Source organism: Chryseobacterium sp. StRB126 (assembly GCF_000829375.1).
Taxonomy (GTDB): Bacteria; Bacteroidota; Bacteroidia; order Flavobacteriales; family Weeksellaceae; genus Chryseobacterium.
Map to the genome: position 1 here is coordinate 2,409,222 of NZ_AP014624.1, position 15,028 is coordinate 2,424,249.

Consider the following 15,028-nt stretch of genomic DNA (forward strand, 5'->3'; position numbering starts at 1 on the left):
TTTTTTTTATTTATAAAGTTATTGGGATGTTTTTAAGTATACAACCTTTTTTTGCCAGGGTGGTTTCAGCAACACCTACACAAAAATATCAAAAAGCCTTACTGCTCTTCCTAAGATCTGAAGGTCTGGATTGTGTAAACTCATGAAAAGTATCACTAAAAGCACTAATTGAACTGTAACCTACATCATCGGCAATTTCGTTAATCGGTTTGTCTGTATTAAGCAGCAGCTCAATAGCTTTAATGATTCTCAGTGTTTTCAGGTATTGAAGAAAGGAAATATCCATATCCGCTTTAAACAGTCGGGACATAGAGCGTTCACTTAATCCAAATCTTGCACTTACATTTGAAAGAGTCAGTTTTTCTCCGATATTCCATTCAAGATAAGAGACAATTTTCATCATCTGCTTGTTGTGGGTTGCAGGAAGAATAATAGGTAAGGGTTGTTTATGGGTTTTGGGGAGAATTTTTTTTAAAGCAACCAGAAATTCAAAGTTTTCATCTTTATCCGTAACATGTTTTTCATCCCACCTCTCCGAATATTTTATCATCTGAATTAAAAGTTCTGAAGCAGGATAAATTCCCAGTCTGCTGTAAAACGGATCTGAAACATCATCATGAGCATAAAAATATAACGAGCGGAGAACAGTTGCGGTATATCCAATTTCCAAGATATGTTCCATTCCCTGCGGGATCCAGAAGAAATGCCTGGCAGGTACCACATACGTTCGGTTATCAATAGTAATATAGGCAATACCCCCTTCAACATAACTCAGCTGTCCCTTTGTATGTTTGTGAAACGGAATCAGTTTCTCCGATTTTTCATGCATTACAAACACACTTTTCTCGTGTTTGTCAATATCCGGAAGTGCTGCAATTAATCCCATAGAAAATCAAAATAAGAATGAAAATGCAAATATAATCATTTGGCCGGAATCATGTAAAACTTGACTATTTTAGGTAAATAAAATTTATGAATTGCCAATAAATTTGCATTGCAATAATTCGAAAAATTCAAATGAAAATCTATGTCACCGGACTGCTGATGTTAGGAGCTTCCTATTTTATATCGGCTCAGACGGGCAGTCCACGAAATGATACCATACGAATCTCCCTAAAGGACGCATGGCAAAGAGCGGAAGAAAACAGCCGTCATATTAAAATCAATACCATCAGTGTAGACATTGCGGAGGCCGAAGTAAAAGACACCAAGAGAGAACGCCTTCCGGAAATACAAGTGAAAGGATCAGTAGAAAAAGCATCCAACATTCCCATCTATGAAAACGGAATTTTTTCCAAGCCGAGCCAACATGAGGTTATTCACACCCTTTACAGAGCGGGAGCCGATTTTTACCTGAATATTTATAATGGAAATAAGCTCAATCTTAAAATCAAAGAAAACCAAACTTTGCAGAAGGTTAAAGAAATTAAGAAAGAACAGGCCGTTTCCGATATCCATTACAAAACAGCAACCCTTTACCTTGAGCTTCAGAAAACATTCATCTTCAGGGATCTTATCAAACAGGATATTAAAGATCAGGAAGTACAGCTTAAAGAAATCAAGTCCTTGTATAAAAACGGAGTAGTTTTAAAAAGTGATGTTTTAAGAATAGAATTGGAACTTTCCAAACGTAAAATGACTTTGGTGACTATTGAAAATGATATTCTGATCGTCATGCAGAAGCTGAATATTATTTTAGGAGTTCCTGATGAGCAGATCGTTATTCCGGAATCGCCTGCCAATCAATGGGATGCCAATACAACATATGCCGAATATCTAAAACTAGCGTTAGAACATTCATTTGATTATCATATTTCCGAAGAGCAAACGGAATTAAGTAAGATTAAACTTAAGCAGGTGAAAGCAAATGTAAGCCCTAAAATAGGGATGTACGGGGAATTTTATTACGCCAATCCACAGATCTTCCTTTATCCTTACAACCCTTATTGGTATTCATTGGGAATTGTAGGTTTAAAAGCTTCATTTTCGATCTCATCGCTTTACCATAACACCCATAAAGTAAAAGCAGCGAAGCTTGAGTTTGAAAAAGAAGAAGAAGCCCATAAAGATACAGAAGATAAGGTGAGGCAACAGGTAAAAGAAGCGTATTTAAGATATCAGGAAGCTCTTGAACAGATCAAAGTAGCTGAAACCAATGTAGCCCAGGCTAAGGAGAATGCCCGCATTATCAAGAATACTTATTTCAATCAAACTTCCCTTATTACAGAGCTTTTGGATGCAGATATCCAGCTACTCCAGACAAAATTTGAATTGGAAGCTGCGAAAATAATGGCACAGAACAATTATTATTTACTACAAAATATTACAGGCGTTTTATAAATACAATGAAAAAAAAATATACCCCTACCGACAGATTGATCACAAAGGTTACAGGATGGATCTCAGTTTTAATCGTTGCCGCACTTGCTGTCTGGGGCGGTTTTACCCTTAAGAATTATTATAAATATGAGCAGACCAATGATGCTCAGGTTCAGGAATACGTAAACCCGGTAATTTCAAGAGCCGGAGGATTTATTGTAGCCGTAAAATTTGAGGAAAACCAGGAAGTTAAAAAAGGTGATACTTTATTGTTGATTGATAACCGTGAATATGTTCTTCAGCAAAAACAAACCCAGGCTGCTCTTCAGAAAGCGCGTGCAGAACTGAAAGTTTTACAGAGTAATACCGGAACCACAGAGAAAGAAGCGGCGGCTGCACAGGCACAGGTAGATGCAAATAAGGCAAAAGTCTGGAAACAACAGCTTGATTATAATCGTTATAAAAAGCTTTATGATGAAGAATCTGCCACTAAACAGAGATTGGAAGATGTAAAAGCAACATTGGATGTTAATGAAAGTGATTATCAATCGTCTCAGGACAATTATGCAGCATCAGTGTCTAAAATTAATGATATTCAGGCAGAAAAAACTGTGGTACAGGCTGAAATTGCAAGATTAGAAGCCTTATTAGACCGTCATAAGTTAGATGTGAGTTATACAGCAGTGATAGCAGCATATGATGGCAGAATGGGAAGAAGAACCGTTGAGGTGGGACAGATGATTGATGCCGGGGAAACTCTTGCATTCATTGTTAATAATGAAACGGATAAATGGGTGGTAGCCAATTATAAGGAAACCCAAATCAAGGATATGAAAATTGGAGATCAGGTGAAAATCGTTGCAGATTCTTATCCTGACAGAGAATTTCAGGGAACCATTATTTCCCTTTCACCGGCAACAGGTTCAAGCTTTTCATTGCTGCCTCCTGATAACTCTACCGGAAACTATGTGAAAATCGTTCAGCGTATTCCTGTAAGGATCAGAGTGGATGGAAAAAGAAAAGATATCAATATTCTCAAAATGGGGATGAATGTCAACGTATATGCCAATAAAAAGCATTCCTAATGGCTAAAAGACAAATGCCTTTTTTTAAAAGATGGGTGCCGGAATGGATGGTGAAAATTATTCTTTTCTCTATGACCTTACCGGGAATTATCATATTCTTCCTGCCGCTTACGAACGTCAATGCAGCGGCTGGGTACTATGGAAGCGAACCTGCTGATATTCAGTTTTCAGTAGCGTTATTTTACGCTGGATATGTAGGGTTTTACTGTCTGGAAAGAAGGTTTTTCAGTTTTTTGGCTGCAAAGGAGTATTTTCTGATATTTACCACTTTGCAGATCCTGGCCTGCCTCATCTGTTACTTTACCCGGGAAGTGTATATTCTTTTTCCAGTGCGTTTTATCCAGGGAATGCTGTTTGCTGGGAACGTAAACCTTTCATTAACGCTGATTTTTACAAGATTGAGCAATGAAAGAGGAAGAGAAATCAGTTTCTCAGTGTTCTTTGGAATCCTGATCTGTGCATTACCTTTTAATAACCTGATTACGGCAGATCTTATTGACTCCTATAATTTTAATATTGTATATAAAACGGCAATATTCTCTTACTTGCCAGGGCTTATTTTCCTAACTCTAACCATGACTAATTACAGGCCCAATGTAAGATTTCATTTGTATAAACTGGATTGGCAGAGCTTTGCGGTTTTTAGTACTATTTTGGTATTGGTAGGGTATATCACCATCTTCGGTCAGGAGTATTATTGGCTGGAAGATAACAGAATTTTAGGAAGTGTAATCACCATCATCGTATTGGCAGGACTATCGATCTTCCGCCAGAATTCGATTAAAAGACCTTATATAGATCTTCGGGTTTTCAGATATAGAAATTTTAAAGTAGGGCTGTTGATTCTCTTCGTTATGTATATTTGCCGTTTCGCTTCGGGAATTACCAATAATTATTTTGCAACGGAGCTGCATCTGGATCCGTTTTATATCTCTTATATCAATGTTTTTAATCTATCAGGGTTAGTTATTGGGGTTATTATTGCCTGTTGTATGGTTTTGCAGAAGAAAAAAATACAGTATGTCTGGGTGCCCGGTTTTCTCATGTTGCTTTTGTTTCATGCCCTGATGTATTATTCCTTTGATGTACAGGCAGATGAATTCAATTATTATATTCCGTTATTCCTTCAGGGATTAGGGGTGGGATTAATCATGGTTCCTACAATTATTTTCATCATATCCTCAGTTCCTGCTTCTATTGGGCCTTCAGCAGCTGCAACAGCTTTAGCAATTCGTTATTTTGGTTTCTGTGCCAGCATAGCATTGATTAATTTTTTTGAGCTTTTTGAGAAAAGCCGTCATTATAATGCTTTCCAGGATCATGTAACAATAACTGATCCCTTTGTGAAAGACTTTCTTCATAAGCAGACCACTAAATTGGTCGCTAAAGGAATGCTTGAAGATCATGCGGTAAAAGCTTCCAATAAATTATTAGTAGGAAGACTTAATGTTCAGGATCATGTACGTTTTGCCATGGATTATTATGAAATGATGGTATGGCTTCTGGCCGGAGCTTTGCTGTTAATTCTACTTTTTCCATACCTGAACCGTACGGTTCTTTATTTGAAATCCCGCCGGTTATCTCCTGCATAAATAGTAATTTTAAAAGTATAGCTTATTAGCTAATTTTATAGTAAGAGTGCTGAGGCTGCCTTTTTAAGGCAGTCTCTTTTGTTTTGGAATATAAAAATAAAAAATGGCCGAAACTGTTTGTTTTTTGTCATTGCAGCCAGATGACATTCTTAGTACATTTGCATCATAGAGATTGAGATATGAACAATGCAGGGCAACAAACAGAAATAAAAAATATAGCAATTTTGGTATTACCACAGGTTCAGTTGTTGGATGTTGCCGGTCCTTGCGATGTATTTACCGCAGCTAATCTCTTTTTGCCCGATGACAAAGTTGGCTTGAGGTATCAGGTTTATTTGATATCCGGAGCTTCAGACAAAATAATATATTCCAGTTCGGGAATTCCCTTACCATGTACCCACACAATTTATGATATAGATTTTCCGGTAGATACCTTGCTGGTTGCCGGTACAGATCTTGGAACATTAGGCAAGATTAATCCTGATCTCTATTCTTATCTGCAAAATAGGGTTGGATGTGTAAGACGTATAGGCTCAGTGTGTGTAGGAGCTTTTGTTTTGGCCAAAGCAGGATTATTAAAGGGAAAGCAGGTGACTACCCACTGGAAATACGCTGATCTCCTGCAACGGACTTATCCCGAGCTGAGTGTAAACGTCAACCCATTTTTTATACAGGATCAGGGAATATACACTTCAGGAGGTGTTTCTTCCGGAATAGATCTCGCATTAGCATTATTGGAGGAGGATTTTGGAAAACCAATCGCTTCGGAAGTAGCTAAACATCTCGTTTTATATTTGAAAAGACCCGGAGTGCAATCTCAGTTTGGAAATGCTGTTTCCGATTATGAAATGTTAACTTCTTTCACAAAAGAAATCAGAGATTTGCTTAAAGATAAGCTCAGCCAAGCCATCAGTATAGAATTTATGGCTGAATCTGTACATATGAGTGTTCGTAATTTCTCCAGGGTGTTTTTGAAAGAATCAGGAATGACACCCGGAAAATTCCTTGAAAAGATGAGACTTGATCAGGCCAGAAATATGTTGGAATACACAGATATGAGCATCGATATGATTGCTGAAAAATGTGGTTTCGGAAGCATTGTCTCCCTTCGGAGGTTATTTTTAAAATACCTATCTATTTCCCCAGCTCAATACCGAAAAACCTGTAATATAACGGAATAATTCTTTTCATTTTTTGAATGATGAAAGCTGATAATAAGAGATCAGCAGGAAAAACTATGTCTTTATTTAAACAAATAATTTTTAAAATATCATTATGAATCAAGAACAAAAGAACAAGACAATGAATGTAGCATTTTTGATTTACGATCAGGTAGAAGCGCTTGATCTGAATGGTCCGCTGGACGTTTTTATTAAAGCGGATTTAATCTCTACAGGAAGTTATCACTGCTATACCGTTGGACAAACTAAAGAAGCTGTTTTCATGGAAGCCAATACCATGTCAATTATTCCAACGTATGATGTGAAAACAGCTCCTCAACCGGATATGATCGTCATTCCGGGTGCTAATCCGGATCGCGTGATGGAGTGTTTGCAGGATGATGATTTCCAGAATACAGTAATGCACTGGATAAAAGATCAGTATCATAATGGAACTACCATTTTCACAGTCTGTACTGGAAGTATGCATTTATCCAAAACAGGAATATTAGACCATCATGAAATTACTACCCATTCTATGTTATTGGATACTTTGGAACAGTATAATCCAAAGAGTATCGTTAAAAGAGAGGCTAGATTTGTAGACCAAGGGCGATTGATTACTACAGCAGGAATAACAGCAGGAATAGATGCAGCCTTGTATCTGGTAGGAAAACACCATGGACAAGAATTGGTAGAGACCATTGTGACAGTTTTTGAATATCAACAGCGAGAATTTAAACACTAATCACGCGAATGTTTTCACAAACAACACAAATTATAGCTGTATGATTATTAAAAAATCATGGGTACATCAGAATAATACATCAAGAAAGATCTGCGTAATCTGTGAAATCGAGAGATTTTAAAAGCAAAAGGTTTCGGCGGGCCAAAGGCCCGCCGAAACCCATTTATAGAATATTAAATTTTATAAAACTCCATTTTCCAATATAGAAAAAGTTTGATCTATACAATGGATTTCATTCAGGGTTGGGGTGAGTCTGTCCAATAACAGAAGAGGAGAACAATGTTCGTTTAATATCATTGATCTGATAATCATGCATAGTTCCGTTTTCCGCAAAACCAACCATTAGGGGAGTACCATAGAATGAACTTAAACCAGCTTTCAGGCAGATAAAATGCATAATGGTACTGTCAGAAACCCCCGGAAATATCTTCGGGTTATTTTTATGATTCAATATCAATATATTTTAACATCCGGATACTGTCATCACCGCCAATATTTGAAATAACAGCTTTTATGGAAGGATCTGAAAATGCTTCCATCAGATCATTCGCTCTGGCTTCCGGATTATTATAGATTCATTGTGCAGACTGTAGTGCATGTCAGGTTTCGGTAACTTCCAAATTAAAAACCTGATTGAGACGTTCTTTACCTTTTAAATATCTGTATGACACATCGCCGGCAGCACTCCACAACGTGGAAATGCTTGCCACTTTATCACCATCAGCTAATCTTTTGGGAGGAATTAATTTCATAAATATTGAAATGTAATAAAACAGAAAATTTTGTTTAAGAATGATTTAAGTGTTTGGAAAATAAACCCCTAATGAGCTTTTATGACCACTTTGTTCAAAAATAGAACATCTTTATAAAAAAATCCAGTGATAAACAGTGAAAAAAAGACAATTGAATTTTGGCCTGAGTATTTACAAATTTTGATTTATAAAGAGATTCTTTGGAGAATTAATGCCCGATTGCATTTTTTTAGAAAAAAATAATTTTCATAATTAATTTATAAACAGATATTTGCTGATTTGGAGTGAAATTTCATGACAAAAAAGCTTCAAAAATCTTGGAAGTAAAGGAGTTTTTCCTATCTTTGCAGTCCCTTAAACAAAGGGATTTACTTAAAAAAGTAAGTGGCCGACTCGGTAGCTCAGCTGGTAGAGCAATACACTTTTAATGTATGGGTCCTGGGTTCGAATCCCAGCCGGGTCACAAACTAAAAAGCTGCTGTTTTTAGTGGTTTTTATAAAAATAATAATTTACTTGAAAAAGTAGGTGACCGACTCGGTAGCTCAGCTGGTAGAGCAATACACTTTTAATGTATGGGTCCTGGGTTCGAATCCCAGCCGGGTCACAAACTAAAAAGCTGCTGATTTGGTGGTTTTTATAAAAATAATAATTTACTTGAAAAGTAAGTGGCCGACTCGGTAGCTCAGCTGGTAGAGCAATACACTTTTAATGTATGGGTCCTGGGTTCGAATCCCAGCCGGGTCACTTGTTGGGACAAATCTGAAAAAGCTAGATTTGTCCCATTTTTTTTGTCTTTTAATTCATTGGTATTCTGGTAGATAAGTTTAATCTGGAAATTACACTTAAATATTTTATTAATGATACTAAAAATAACATTTACTTTCTATTATTAAAAAAAATAACAGAGAACGTTTATAGTTCTCTGCTAATTATTATATCGAGAAAAAAGCTATTATAAGCTTTCTTCTTAATTTAAGCTATTTTTACGTTAACAGCGTTAACGCCTTTGGCTCCGTTTTGTACGTCAAATGTTACGACATCATTTTCACGAATATCATTTACTAAACCTGAAGTATGTACGAAAACATCTGGACCTCCATTTGAAGGTGTAATAAAACCAAATCCTTTAGCATCGTTAAAGAATTTTACTGTTCCTTGTTGCATTGTATTGTATTATAAAATTGTTGTATTTACTTATAAATTGTTTCTGGCCGTTGCCATACCTGCGATGACCCTTAGATCAAAACAGTATTATTAATTTAAGCTATTTTTACGTTAACAGCGTTAACGCCTTTGGCTCCGTTTTGTACGTCAAATGTTACGACATCATTTTCACGAATATCATTTACTAGACCTGAAGTATGTACGAAAACATCTGGACCTCCATTAGAAGGTGAAATAAAACCAAATCCTTTAGTTTCGTTAAAGAATTTTACTGTTCCTTGTTGCATTGTATTATATTATAAAATTGTTGTATTTGATAAATTACTTTTGGCTATTGCCATTACGGGATTGATAATTATATCAAAACTGTAATAAATCGATTTGTGAACAAGAAATGATGTTAGTATTTTTTAGAATCTTGAAAATTTCAAAATGAAATGGTACTGCACCTGTTAAATTGATGACAAAAATTAGCGGCTGTAAAAGCGAAGACTGATAGGGAATTGTGAGTTCAAAAATTTCAGAAGAAGCGTCGGCAGGAGCCTGATTATTTTACAAATGTACACATAATTTATTGAAAACAAGCAATTTTGTGTTTTTTATTTTTTTTGTGCTAATGAATTAGGATAAATATAATAAATAAAAATGAGAAAATTAAATCATCAATATGTAGAATGTATCATCCCGAATGCGGGTTGAAGCTTTACGAACATATTTCGGAAATGAGATGAAGAACTTAAATTACAGCTTCAATAAGAATGCCTACAATTAATTAATACTAGTATATTTATATCCATAAAAATTCTTAAAAGTCCATGAAAATAAGTTTATGCTTAATTGTTAAAAATGAGGAGAAATTTTTAGGCAGATGTTTAGAATGTGCAGCAAAGTTTGCAGATGAAATCATTGTAGTAGATACAGGATCTACTGATAAAACTAAAGAAATTGCAGAAAAATTTACAGATAAAATTTTTGATTTCGAATGGAGTAATGACTTTTCAGCGGCACGTAATTTTGCATTCTCTAAAGCAACGATGGACTATCAGATGTGGTTAGACGCAGATGATGTTATACCGGAAAAATCAGTTAAGGAAATTAATGAACTGAAGAAGAAATTGAGTGATGATGTTGAGATTGTCACGATGAAATACGTTTTGTCATTTGATCAAAACAATCATCCGGCTTTTTACTCAACTCGTGAAAGAGTCTTCAAAAAGAGCAAAAATTATCAATGGATTGATCCGGTTCACGAATGCATCCCGTTGGTAGGCAATATACACTATACTGATATTGAAATTTGGCACAAAAAAGAAGCATCTGAAGGGATTTCAACAAGAAATATTGATATATACAGAGCTTTAGAGGAAAGCGGAAAAGAATTTTCTGCGAGGCAGTTATATTACTATGCAAGAGAATTAAAAGACCATCATGAAACAGATAAGGCCATAACTTTTTTTGAAAAATTTTTAGAATCAGGATCAGGTTGGATAGAAGATGTGATAACCTGCTGTCAGCAATTAGCCATTGAATATAAAAAGAATGGCACTCCGGAAAAAATCTTACCAATTTTACTAAAAAGCTTCGAATATGATATTCCCAGACCGGAAATCTGCTGTGAATTAGGCTATTATTATAAAGATAAACAGAGCTATAATCAGGCTTTTAAATGGTTTGATTTGGCAACGAAGCTGCCAAAATCTCATTCCGTAGGTTTTGCGTTTTCTGATTATTTTGGATATATACCCAATATTGAGGCTTGTGTCTGCCTCTCTTTTCTGGGTGAGTATAAAAAAGCTAATGAATACAACGAAAAAGCAGCTCTATCAAGACCAGACTGTCCTTCTGTAAAACAAAATAGAGATTATTTAAGAGAACTTATATAGTTGTTAGAAGAATTTAAAAAAAGATTTTTTTTATTTATAGGCTATTGAATATAGAAAGGGTAAGAGATATGTTATATTGCTAATTGGATATTTGCCATAGCTTGTATGTTTTTAATCATATATTAATATAGTTATCATTATATAGTTATATATTTGAATAATAATCGAAAAACTAATAATATACATCAATATGATATGAAAACTACATTTTTTACACTTTCGTTATTTCTTGTTAGTTTCTCTATTCAGATTTCTGCACAAGAAACGTTAAATACTGGTGGTAATAATATGTCTGGTACCACAGGCAGTGCCACAGCTTCTATTGGCCAAAGTTTTTATGAAACAATACCATCTTCTGCGGGAAGTGTTACAGCAGGTGTTCAACAGTCTTATGAAATCATACCAACATTAGGAGTCAAGGTTACCGAAATCAATTTGAGCCTTAGTGTTTTCCCTAATCCTACAACGGATATTCTTAATTTGAAAATGGGATTTAAAGATTACGGTAAATATCGCTATGATCTTTATGACAGCAGTGGCAGACTACTGATTGGTAAGCCTATATTTCAGTCACAAACTCAAATTACAATGACATCTTATCCTGCTGCAATGTACCTATTAAAAATATCAAAGGAGGGAAAAGATATCAAAATCTTTAAGGTTCTAAAAAACAAATAAATAAAATATAAAACTAATTACCTATGAAAAAACTTTCCATTCTAGTAGCATCTTTAGCTTCTGCTTTGATGTTTTCACAAGTGCAGGATGCAATGAGCTATCAGGCTATTATTAGAAATTCAAGTAATCAATTGGTAAGTAACCAGAATGTAGGAATGAAATTTTCTATATTGAAAGGTTCCATAACAGGAACTGTAGTATACTCAGAAACCCAATCTCAAACTACCAATATTAACGGTTTAGTAACTGCAAAAATTGGTGCCGGTACTTTAGTTAGTGGTTCTTACTCTACAATTGATTGGGGCTCAGATATTTATTTTATGAAAATAGAAACAGATCCTAATGGATCAAATAATTATACTATAACAGGAACGTCGCAATTGCTAAGTGTTCCTTATGCTCTATATGCAAAAACTTCAGGAAGTTCCATTCCTGGTCCTCAAGGAGCTATAGGACCTCAAGGTATTCAGGGGATTACCGGAGCAACGGGAGCTCAAGGGATAGCAGGAGCTACAGGACCACAAGGTTTACAAGGTCTTCAGGGAGCTACTGGAGCAGTAGGACTCCAAGGGTTAGTAGGAGCAACCGGAGCAACCGGACCACAAGGCTTGCAAGGTCTTCAGGGAGCTACTGGAGCAGTAGGACCCCAAGGGTTAGTAGGAGCAACCGGAGCAACCGGAGCAACCGGACCACAAGGCTTGCAAGGTCTTCAGGGAGCTACTGGAGCAGTAGGACCCCAAGGGCTAATAGGAGCAACCGGGGCTACAGGAGCTCAGGGATTGCAAGGTATTCAGGGAATTACGGGAGCCACAGGAGCTCAGGGAGTAGCGGGGGCGCAAGGTCCACAAGGTAATGGTTTTTCTAATGGTACGGCTGGTGGGCAAATAATTTTAACTAACTCAACGGCACCTTTTTCACCCGGAACTCCTGTTAGTATGACTGGTGACGCAACAATAAATGCCACAGGAGTAGTAACTGTTGGAGCTAATAAAATAACTACATCTAAGATTGCTGATGCTTCCGTTACAATGGCAAAAATAGCGACAACTTCAGGTACTGCAAGTTCTTCTACTTATCTTAGAGGAGATGGAACTTGGTCTACCCCAAGCAGTGGTAGCAGCATACAATTATTAACAGGAACAAATACTATAACTCTGCCAGCTCCAGGTTCTCTGGCTTCACTTACAATTACTGTCGCTGGGGCAGCAGTAGGGGATGCGGTTATTGTAAATCCAATAAGTAATATTTCAATAGGAGATTATCCGCCGGTCTACACCTCTAAGGTAACATCAGCAAATACCGTAACTGTTTATATATATGATACCGGTTCTAATGGTGGTTCATCCTTTTCTTTCAAAGCTACAGTGATTAAGTAATATTAAATTTCTTATAAAAATATACAAGCTGCATTTCTGTGCGGTTATCAATAACAAGAACTACTATTTCAGTGGTTCTTTTTTTATTTTTATCCCAATCCTTTAGTCTCGTATATTTGTATAGCATTATAAAATTGAGCGAGGAATATGAAATTCATCCATCAGATTGATCCATCAAAGTTTATCTTTTTCGAATTCCAAAACGGCCCGGATCATTATATGGAGAGCTCTCAACGGGCTCATCTCCTGGAAATGATGTGGTTCAGAAATGATCCGGAGGCTACAGATAAAGGTCATGGTATCTATCTGATACCGTTATATCGCTCTGAAAAAATAAATTTTGAAGGAAAGGAAGGATGTGTGATCGCCTTTAAAAGGGAATATCTGGAAGAAGATGATAAAGAGTTTGCACTTGATGTTTTCAATCTTTTCAATATACATGGGCAGTATACCAGTCTCTATCTGGATAATGATGTTGTAGAGACACTTCAATATCTCAGCATACTGATGGAGAAAGAATATCGAAGTGCATTGGGAAGTTATCTGGTTTTAAAGTCATTGCTAAAAGTATTTCTTCTGAACTTAATCCGTACCAGTCAGCATTATTTTTTAAATCAGGATATCCATCAGAAAAGAGTCTATCAGTTCATTATGTTAATGGATGAATATTATAAAACTGAGCGCAGGGCAGAGTTTTATGCTTCAAAGATGGGAATCAGTGAAAAACGGATCAATCAGATTCTGAAAGAGAAAATGAATAAAACGCTTACTCAGCTGCTGCATGAAAGGGTTATTGTAGAGGCAGATAGAATGTTGATTTCCGGAGAACTGACAATAAAAGAGATTGCATTCGATCTTCATTTTGAAGATCCGGCTTACTTTTCCAGGTTTTATAAAAAACAAACAGGACGTACTCCCGAGGAGTTCAAGAAGTTGAATGACTGCTTGTAATGACGCTTCGGCATTTCTCTTTTTTAATTACATTTTACGTTTTATATATGAGATTCTAAAGACGGGTAATCTCATGACCATATGTTTCCAAATTGTACAGGTCTATTAGAAAATAATACAATGATTTGAGAATCCGTCTGGTTTACATTTGTACAACAATCAACAGTTCAAGAAATGATTAAGGAAGGATCCAGAATGAGCCTTAGCTTTCTTCATGGATGTTCGGTTGAAAGATTAAATAATGTAATTAAAATAGTAAGTATGAAACCGACAAAGGAAACCGAAGAAGTAATGTTCAGGAATATTAATACGCTGTTATCTCCTAAACCTATAGCACTTGAAGCGGGCATCAGTAGATTGGAAAACGGAATGCTCCATATTGCAATGAGGAATGTTTTGCATCATTGTAAAGGAAAAATGCTGGATTGGTGGTTCAAGTATTTTGAAACAACGGCCGATCTTAAACTTTGGCATCCTCATGACCATGTAGAGCACGGTGGCTGGGACAGTAAATGGATTAAATACGAGAATTACATTGGAGCAACCATACATGCTACAGAATCTCTGGGTGATATTCCTCCTGTGCAGGCTACTATAAAATTCCATGATCCTGCAGATATCTTTAATGTGGATGTTCTAAAACAGGCGTATGCGGATGGATCGGTTAGTGCTGTTGTTTATGCAAGGATAGGGTTTGGTGAAAATACACCTGTGGATCATAATGGGGATCCTATTGACGGCTATATGTTCCATGTGGTGAGGGATACGGTACAAGGCTGTACATTGAGAAGCCATTTTTATCTTGGAGCATTAATGGCGGATCGTGAAAATCAATTATCAGATGAGGTAGGATTTGGACTTATGGAGCATTGCTACAGTGAGTTTACTTATCTCGCACAGGTTCTTCCTTCTCTTTATTATGCCGAAAATAAAAATGGAGACAAAGCTCCATTTCTTTGGTAGTTGTAGTAAAGGCACCTCCTTAATTTGAAAAAATATTTTTTTTAATAGAATGATAAAAATGCGATGTGAAAATTTTTCATGTCGCATTTTAATGATAAATAATTATTTATCAATCTCTTGCATGGCAGGGTTGATGTGAATCAGAAAATAATACTGAGACTTTTAAGGGGAAGGGTTAAATTTTCAGATGAAAAAAAGTAGCGTAACGCTTGTATTTAAAGGATATTTTTCTATCTTTGCAGTCCCTTAAACAAAGGGATTTACTTGAAAAAGTAAGTGGCCGACTCGGTAGCTCAGCTGGTAGAGCAATACACTTTTAATGTATGGGTCCTGGGTTCGAATCCCAGCCGGGTCAC

General features: G+C 36.2%; 16 protein-coding genes and 4 tRNA genes. 14 read left to right on the forward strand and 6 right to left on the reverse strand.

Annotated elements, in window-relative coordinates; translation table 11 throughout:
• Positions 1–88: 88 nt before the first annotated feature.
• Complete coding sequence (locus tag CHSO_RS10815; protein ID WP_045495800.1) at positions 89–886, reverse strand: AraC family transcriptional regulator; 798 nt, start codon at positions 884–886, stop codon at positions 89–91.
• Between the two features lie 131 nt (positions 887–1,017).
• On the opposite strand from CHSO_RS10815, the gene CHSO_RS10820 reads away from it, so the two are divergent.
• From CHSO_RS10820 to CHSO_RS10840, 5 genes are all read left to right on the forward strand, one after another.
• A complete protein-coding gene (locus CHSO_RS10820) occupies positions 1,018–2,340 on the forward strand; it encodes a TolC family protein (protein WP_045495801.1) in 1,323 nt (440 codons plus the stop codon).
• 5 nt (positions 2,341–2,345) lie between these two features.
• Complete coding sequence (locus CHSO_RS10825) at positions 2,346–3,404, forward strand: HlyD family secretion protein (protein WP_045495802.1); 1,059 nt, start codon at positions 2,346–2,348, stop codon at positions 3,402–3,404.
• A complete protein-coding gene (locus tag CHSO_RS10830) occupies positions 3,404–4,996 on the forward strand; it encodes a beta-carotene 15,15'-monooxygenase (RefSeq protein WP_045495808.1) in 1,593 nt (530 codons plus the stop codon). The genes CHSO_RS10825 and CHSO_RS10830 overlap by 1 nt, the downstream gene beginning before the upstream one ends.
• A 179-nt stretch (positions 4,997–5,175) precedes the next feature.
• A complete protein-coding gene (locus CHSO_RS10835) occupies positions 5,176–6,177 on the forward strand; it encodes a GlxA family transcriptional regulator (protein ID WP_045495809.1) in 1,002 nt (333 codons plus the stop codon).
• Between the two features lie 94 nt (positions 6,178–6,271).
• The gene (locus CHSO_RS10840; RefSeq protein ID WP_045495810.1) at positions 6,272–6,904 is read left to right on the forward strand and encodes a DJ-1/PfpI family protein; all 633 of its coding nucleotides are present in this window, start codon (positions 6,272–6,274) and stop codon (positions 6,902–6,904) included.
• 232 nt (positions 6,905–7,136) lie between these two features.
• On the opposite strand, the gene CHSO_RS26250 is transcribed toward CHSO_RS10840, so the two are convergent.
• Genes CHSO_RS26250 through CHSO_RS26260 form a run of 3 tightly spaced genes read right to left on the reverse strand, consistent with a single transcriptional unit; the run spans position 7,137 to position 7,656 of the window.
• The gene (locus CHSO_RS26250) at positions 7,137–7,355 is read right to left on the reverse strand and encodes a hypothetical protein (RefSeq protein ID WP_052480562.1); all 219 of its coding nucleotides are present in this window, start codon (positions 7,353–7,355) and stop codon (positions 7,137–7,139) included.
• Positions 7,345–7,443, reverse strand: coding sequence for an LD-carboxypeptidase (locus CHSO_RS26610; RefSeq protein WP_232509182.1), 99 nt, complete (start codon positions 7,441–7,443; stop codon positions 7,345–7,347). The genes CHSO_RS26250 and CHSO_RS26610 overlap by 11 nt, the downstream gene beginning before the upstream one ends.
• A 60-nt stretch (positions 7,444–7,503) precedes the next feature.
• A complete protein-coding gene (locus CHSO_RS26260; protein ID WP_232509183.1) occupies positions 7,504–7,656 on the reverse strand; it encodes a hypothetical protein in 153 nt (50 codons plus the stop codon).
• Between the two features lie 390 nt (positions 7,657–8,046).
• On the opposite strand from CHSO_RS26260, the gene CHSO_RS10850 reads away from it, so the two are divergent.
• From CHSO_RS10850 to CHSO_RS10860, 3 genes are all read left to right on the forward strand, one after another.
• Positions 8,047–8,119 (forward strand) — tRNA-Lys (locus tag CHSO_RS10850).
• Between the two features lie 69 nt (positions 8,120–8,188).
• Positions 8,189–8,261 (forward strand) — tRNA-Lys (locus tag CHSO_RS10855).
• Positions 8,262–8,328: 67 nt separating this feature from the next.
• Positions 8,329–8,401, forward strand: a tRNA-Lys gene (locus CHSO_RS10860).
• 228 nt (positions 8,402–8,629) lie between these two features.
• Here the strand turns inward: CHSO_RS10860 and CHSO_RS10865 are convergent.
• Together CHSO_RS10865 and CHSO_RS10870 are read right to left on the reverse strand one after the other, a co-directional pair.
• Positions 8,630–8,821 (reverse strand): cold-shock protein, encoded by a 192-nt coding sequence (locus CHSO_RS10865; protein ID WP_045495811.1) that lies wholly within the window; start codon positions 8,819–8,821, stop codon positions 8,630–8,632.
• 95 nt (positions 8,822–8,916) lie between these two features.
• Positions 8,917–9,108, reverse strand: a complete 192-nt coding sequence (locus CHSO_RS10870; protein ID WP_045495812.1) for a cold-shock protein — start codon at positions 9,106–9,108, stop codon at positions 8,917–8,919.
• Positions 9,109–9,636: 528 nt separating this feature from the next.
• Here CHSO_RS10870 and CHSO_RS10875 point away from each other — a divergent pair.
• The 6 genes from CHSO_RS10875 (at position 9,637) to CHSO_RS10900 (ending at position 15,027) form a co-directional block, all read left to right on the forward strand.
• Positions 9,637–10,704, forward strand: coding sequence for a glycosyltransferase family 2 protein (locus tag CHSO_RS10875; RefSeq protein WP_045495813.1), 1,068 nt, complete (start codon positions 9,637–9,639; stop codon positions 10,702–10,704).
• Positions 10,705–10,899: 195 nt separating this feature from the next.
• Positions 10,900–11,382 (forward strand): T9SS type A sorting domain-containing protein, encoded by a 483-nt coding sequence (locus tag CHSO_RS10880; protein ID WP_084220965.1) that lies wholly within the window; start codon positions 10,900–10,902, stop codon positions 11,380–11,382.
• A 23-nt stretch (positions 11,383–11,405) separates the two neighbouring features.
• On the forward strand, positions 11,406–12,758 hold the full coding sequence (locus tag CHSO_RS26510; protein WP_052480563.1) for a collagen-like protein: 1,353 nt from the start codon (positions 11,406–11,408) through the stop codon (positions 12,756–12,758).
• A gap of 147 nt (positions 12,759–12,905) precedes the next feature.
• On the forward strand, positions 12,906–13,709 hold the full coding sequence (locus tag CHSO_RS10890; protein WP_052480564.1) for a helix-turn-helix domain-containing protein: 804 nt from the start codon (positions 12,906–12,908) through the stop codon (positions 13,707–13,709).
• Between the two features lie 261 nt (positions 13,710–13,970).
• The gene (locus CHSO_RS10895) at positions 13,971–14,672 is read left to right on the forward strand and encodes a DAPG hydrolase family protein (protein ID WP_198408396.1); all 702 of its coding nucleotides are present in this window, start codon (positions 13,971–13,973) and stop codon (positions 14,670–14,672) included.
• A gap of 282 nt (positions 14,673–14,954) precedes the next feature.
• Positions 14,955–15,027, forward strand: a tRNA-Lys gene (locus CHSO_RS10900).
• The last annotated feature ends 1 nt before the right edge of the window (position 15,028 follow it).

What these genes read in the sequence shown, in the direction of transcription:
- CHSO_RS10815 (WP_045495800.1), bottom strand. Translation starts at nt 886, where the DNA reads ATGGGATTAATTGCAGCACTTCCGGATATTGACAAACACGAGAAAAGT.
- CHSO_RS10820 (WP_045495801.1), top strand. Translation starts at nt 1,018, where the DNA reads ATGAAAATCTATGTCACCGGACTGCTGATGTTAGGAGCTTCCTATTTT.
- CHSO_RS10825 (WP_045495802.1), top strand. Translation starts at nt 2,346, where the DNA reads ATGAAAAAAAAATATACCCCTACCGACAGATTGATCACAAAGGTTACA.
- CHSO_RS10830 (WP_045495808.1), top strand. Translation starts at nt 3,404, where the DNA reads ATGGCTAAAAGACAAATGCCTTTTTTTAAAAGATGGGTGCCGGAATGG.
- CHSO_RS10835 (WP_045495809.1), top strand. Translation starts at nt 5,176, where the DNA reads ATGAACAATGCAGGGCAACAAACAGAAATAAAAAATATAGCAATTTTG.
- CHSO_RS10840 (WP_045495810.1), top strand. Translation starts at nt 6,272, where the DNA reads ATGAATCAAGAACAAAAGAACAAGACAATGAATGTAGCATTTTTGATT.
- CHSO_RS26610 (WP_232509182.1), bottom strand. Translation starts at nt 7,443, where the DNA reads ATGGAAGCATTTTCAGATCCTTCCATAAAAGCTGTTATTTCAAATATT.
- CHSO_RS26260 (WP_232509183.1), bottom strand. Translation starts at nt 7,656, where the DNA reads ATGAAATTAATTCCTCCCAAAAGATTAGCTGATGGTGATAAAGTGGCA.
- CHSO_RS10865 (WP_045495811.1), bottom strand. Translation starts at nt 8,821, where the DNA reads ATGCAACAAGGAACAGTAAAATTCTTTAACGATGCTAAAGGATTTGGT.
- CHSO_RS10870 (WP_045495812.1), bottom strand. Translation starts at nt 9,108, where the DNA reads ATGCAACAAGGAACAGTAAAATTCTTTAACGAAACTAAAGGATTTGGT.
- CHSO_RS10875 (WP_045495813.1), top strand. Translation starts at nt 9,637, where the DNA reads ATGAAAATAAGTTTATGCTTAATTGTTAAAAATGAGGAGAAATTTTTA.
- CHSO_RS10880 (WP_084220965.1), top strand. Translation starts at nt 10,900, where the DNA reads ATGAAAACTACATTTTTTACACTTTCGTTATTTCTTGTTAGTTTCTCT.
- CHSO_RS26510 (WP_052480563.1), top strand. Translation starts at nt 11,406, where the DNA reads ATGAAAAAACTTTCCATTCTAGTAGCATCTTTAGCTTCTGCTTTGATG.
- CHSO_RS10890 (WP_052480564.1), top strand. Translation starts at nt 12,906, where the DNA reads ATGAAATTCATCCATCAGATTGATCCATCAAAGTTTATCTTTTTCGAA.
- CHSO_RS10895 (WP_198408396.1), top strand. Translation starts at nt 13,971, where the DNA reads ATGAAACCGACAAAGGAAACCGAAGAAGTAATGTTCAGGAATATTAAT.